3 protein-coding genes are annotated in these 4,274 nt (G+C 69.6%); 2 read left to right on the plus strand and 1 reads right to left on the minus strand.

Annotation, left to right across the window (positions count from 1 at the left end; all coding sequences use genetic code 11):
* Nucleotides 1-403: 403 nt before the first annotated feature.
* On the plus strand, nt 404-760 hold the full coding sequence (locus ACZ4FV_RS51670) for a hypothetical protein (protein ID WP_395869993.1): 357 nt from the start codon (nt 404-406) through the stop codon (nt 758-760).
* A gap of 60 nt (nt 761-820) precedes the next feature.
* On the opposite strand, the gene ACZ4FV_RS51675 is transcribed toward ACZ4FV_RS51670, so the two are convergent.
* Nucleotides 821-1,540 (minus strand): PIG-L deacetylase family protein, encoded by a 720-nt coding sequence (locus ACZ4FV_RS51675; protein WP_395869995.1) that lies wholly within the window; start codon nt 1,538-1,540, stop codon nt 821-823.
* A 157-nt stretch (nt 1,541-1,697) separates the two neighbouring features.
* Between ACZ4FV_RS51675 and pcrA the strand changes: the two genes are divergently transcribed.
* Nucleotides 1,698-4,214 (plus strand): DNA helicase PcrA, encoded by a 2,517-nt coding sequence (gene pcrA / locus ACZ4FV_RS51680; protein WP_395869997.1) that lies wholly within the window; start codon nt 1,698-1,700, stop codon nt 4,212-4,214.
* Nucleotides 4,215-4,274: the final 60 nt, after the last annotated feature.

Consider the following 4,274-nt stretch of genomic DNA (forward strand, 5'->3'; position numbering starts at 1 on the left):
TCACCCCAGGGACTGCGAGGGTCCCCGGTTCCGGCTTCTCGTCGCGACGACGGTGGTCACCCACCGTCACCGAAACGCGTCCCCGAATTCGGCGGAGGCGATCGTGTCGACCGGGTGGCCGACGTCGAGCCGATCGCCTGTCGCAGAACACTAGTCACAGGCGTGTCACGACCATCACCATTGGCCTCTGCATTGCCAAAACTTTACCAAGGTCACCGTTTCCTTCTCCCCGTATCACGGGAAAAGCGCCCGGATTCCCGAAAGTCGATCTTGAGCCGTTTGGCGCATATTGCCGGCGTATGACCAACCGGAAGGTCCCTTATCGGCCGCCGGCTAAGCTGCGACCCGCAACGACGACGGCGTCCCGGGCGCCGCGCGAGGAGCCGACGAGGAGTTGTACGACGTGGACGTTCTGCGGCAGATCCTGCTGGTCCTGCACATCGTGGGCATTGCGTCCCTGCTCGGCGGCTTCCTCACCCAGATGTCCGGGCTGCGCACCGGCGACGTGCGGATCGTGCCCGCGATGACGCACGGTGCGCTGACCATGCTCGTCACCGGTCTGGCGCTGGTCGGGGTGGTCCAGGCGGGCCTGGACCAGGACGTGGACAACGCCAAGATCGGCACCAAGCTGGTGATCCTGCTGGCGATCCTGCTGCTGGTCTGGGGCAATCGCGCCGCGGACCGGGTCTCCCCGAAGGTCCTCGGCGCGATCGGCCTGCTGACCGTGGCGAACATCGCCATCGCCGTCATGTGGACCTGAGCCGGCGCCGGGCCCGCCGGCTCACCGCCCGGGCGCGTCCTCGATCTCTCGCCGAATGCGCTAGGCGGTGTCCACCACCCGGAACACCTCGGCCATCCGCCCCGCGCCCAGACCGAACCGCAGGGCATTGCGGCCGAGCATCCCGGTGACCTCCTCGCGCAGCCCGGACAGATGACTCGTCTGACTCGCGTGCGACAACAGCGCCGCCATCTTGCGCTCGAACACCGCGCTCACCTCGACCGCGTGGTCCGGATCCCCCGTCGGCGACAACCACGTCTCCGGCACGGTCCACTCCCGCAGTCCCTCCGCGTCCAACAGCTCGGGGTGCGCGAAGGGGTTCCGGGCGTCCGGGTAGATCGCCCGCATCGCCGCCTCGCCCGCCTCCAGATGATCCGGATGGCTGGGCGCGAGCCGCGTCCAGTCCCGCTCGGGGCTGGGGATCACCATGCGCTGCGGCCGCACCTGCCGAATCACCCGGGTGATGTCGCGCCGCAGTTCGAGGGTCGCGGCCAACCGCCCGTCCGGGTAGCCGAGCCAGTGGAGCCGCTTCACCCCCACGTGCGCCGCCGCCGCGGTCTGCTCGGCCCGCCGGATCCCGCCGATCTCGGATCGCGGCACCGCCGGGTCGAAGCCGCCCGCGTCCCCGTCGGTGACCAGGCAATAGCTCACCTCGATGCCGGCCTCGGTCCAGGTCGCCACCGTCCCCGCCGCCCCGTAGTCGATGTCGTCCGGGTGCGCGGCCAACACCAGCACCCGTTCCACGTCACGATCGTCCAGCACGATGTACTCCCTTGATCGGATCGATCCCCGACCGGTGATCCACCGATCCCGATCGACGTGATGCCGGCGGCGAAAACCCGTCGTCGGCGCAATGATCTCCGCTCTGTACAAAGGGCCGAGCACGACTCGCTTGTTACCCACCTAGACTCGGGGAACGATGAGCAGCCTCTTCGACGACATCCCCCTGCCCGGTTTCGAGACCGCGGCCAAGAAGTCCCCCACGAGCCCCGCGGACGACATTCCGCTGCCGCCCGAGCCGGACGAGAACCACGTGTACGGCCTTCCGGAGGACTATCCGGACGACCTGTACGAAGGGCAGTACGCACCGCCGCCCGAACCGCGCGACGCCTACTACCGCAACGGCGCGCCGCGCCCGGTCGTGGATCCGGCGCGGCTGCTGGACGGAATGAACCCGCAGCAGCGCGCCGCGGTCGTGCACGAGGGGTCCCCGCTGCTCATCGTGGCCGGCGCGGGCTCCGGCAAGACGCGCGTGCTGACCCACCGGATCGCGTATCTGCTCGCGGCCCGGGACGTGCACCCCGGCGAGATCCTGGCGATCACCTTCACCAACAAGGCCGCCGCCGAGATGCGCGAACGGGTCGAGGCGCTGGTCGGGCCGCGCACCCGGGCCATGTGGGTGTCCACGTTCCACTCGGCGTGCGTACGCATCCTGCGGCAGCAGTACAAGAAGCTCGGCATGAGCTCGTCGTTCTCCATCTACGACTCCGCCGACCAGCAGCGGCTGATGGCGATGGTCTGCCGCGACCTGGACCTGGACCCGAAGAAGTTCCCGCCGCGCAAGTTCAACGCCCAGGTCTCCAACCTCAAGAACGAGCTGGTCGACCACGAGGACTTCGCGGCGAAGGCGATCAACGAGACCGAGCGCATACTCGCTCAGGCGTACACGATGTACCAGGAGCGGCTGCGCCAGGCCAACGCGCTGGACTTCGACGACCTGATCATGACCACGGTGCATCTGCTCCAGGCGTTCCCGGACGTCGCGGAGCACTACCGGCGGCGTTTTCGACACGTGCTGGTCGACGAGTACCAGGACACCAACCACGCGCAGTACACGCTGGTGCGCGAACTGGTCGGCGGCGCGGCGGGCAGCGGCCCCCGGCGCACGGTCGACGGCGACCTGGTGAACCCTGCCGAGGCGGGCCTGGCCGAGATCGAACCGGCCGAGCTGTGCGTGGTGGGTGACGCGGACCAGTCGATCTACGCGTTCCGCGGCGCGACCATCCGCAACATCCTCGACTTCGAGGCCGACTACCCCGACGCCACGACGATCCTGCTGGAGCAGAACTACCGCTCGACGCAGACCATCCTCAGCGCGGCCAACGCGGTGATCGAGCGCAACAGCAATCGGCGCGCGAAGAACCTGTGGACGGACGCCGGCGAGGGCACCCCCATCGTCGGGTACGTCGCCGACGACGAGCACGACGAGGCCCAGTTCGTCGCGGACGAGGTGGACCGGCTCACCGACGCGGGCAAGACCAAGCCGGGCCAGGTCGCGGTGTTCTACCGGACCAACGCCCAGTCCCGCGTGTTCGAGGAAGTCTTCATCCGGGTCGGGCTGCCGTACAAGGTCGTCGGCGGTGTGCGCTTCTACGAGCGCCGCGAGGTCCGGGACGTGCTCGCCTACCTGCGGCTGCTGGCCAACCCGGACGACACCGTCTCGCTGCGGCGGATCCTGAACGTGCCCAAGCGCGGCATCGGCGACCGGGCCGAGGCGTGCCTGGAGGTGCTCGCCACCCGCGACCGGATCCCGTTCGCCCAGGCACTGCGCCGCGCCGAGGACGCGCCGGGCCTGGCCAAGCGGTCCGCCAACGCGGTCAAGGGCTTCGTGCAACTGCTCGACGACCTCACCGCGGTCGTGGACGGCGGCGCGGGCCCGGCGACCGTGCTGGAGGCGATCCTGGAACAGACCGGCTACCTGGCCGAGTTGCAGGCGTCCAGCGACCCGCAGGACGAGACCCGGATCGAGAACCTCCAGGAACTCGCGGCGGTGGCACTGGAGTTCGAACAAGCCCAGGCTCAGGAGGGTGGCTCCGGCACGTTGGCCGACTTCCTGGAGCGGGTCTCCCTGGTGGCGGACTCGGACCAGATCCCCACCGACGGCGAGGACGGCGGCGTGGTCACGCTGATGACCCTGCACACCGCCAAGGGCCTGGAGTTCCCCACGGTGTTCCTGACCGGTCTGGAGGACGGCGTCTTCCCGCACATGCGCTCGCTGGGCGACGCGAAGGAACTGGAGGAGGAGCGCCGACTGGCCTACGTCGGCATCACCCGCGCCCGGGAGCGGCTGCACGTCACGCTCGCGAAGATGCGCAGCGCGTGGGGCGCGCCGTCGTACAACCCGCCGTCGCGCTTCCTGGGCGAGTTGCCCGAGAAGCTGGTCGACTGGCGCGGTACGTCCCCGTCGGCGGCCAAGGCGCTGTCCGCGACCAAGTCGACGGTCGGCTCGCGCGGCGGCTTCGGCAAGGGCGCGCAGATCAAGGAGCGGCCGATCCTCGCGCTGTCCCCCGGCGACCGGGTCACCCACGACAAGTTCGGTCTGGGCACCGTGGTCTCCACCGCCGAGACCGGTGACAAGGCCAAGGCCACGATCGACTTCGGCGCGGGCGGCGAGAAGACCCTGCTGCTGCGCTACGCGCCGGTGCAGAAGTTGTAGCGCGCGAACCTCCTGGCACGAACGCGGGCGGGCCGGGCCGAGTGCATCGGCCCGGCCCGC

The organism is Embleya sp. NPDC025285, from assembly GCF_055558835.1.

Coding starts and splice junctions, on each gene's coding strand:
- pcrA (WP_395869997.1), top strand. CDS start 1,698: ATGAGCAGCCTCTTCGACGACATCCCCCTGCCCGGTTTCGAGACCGCG.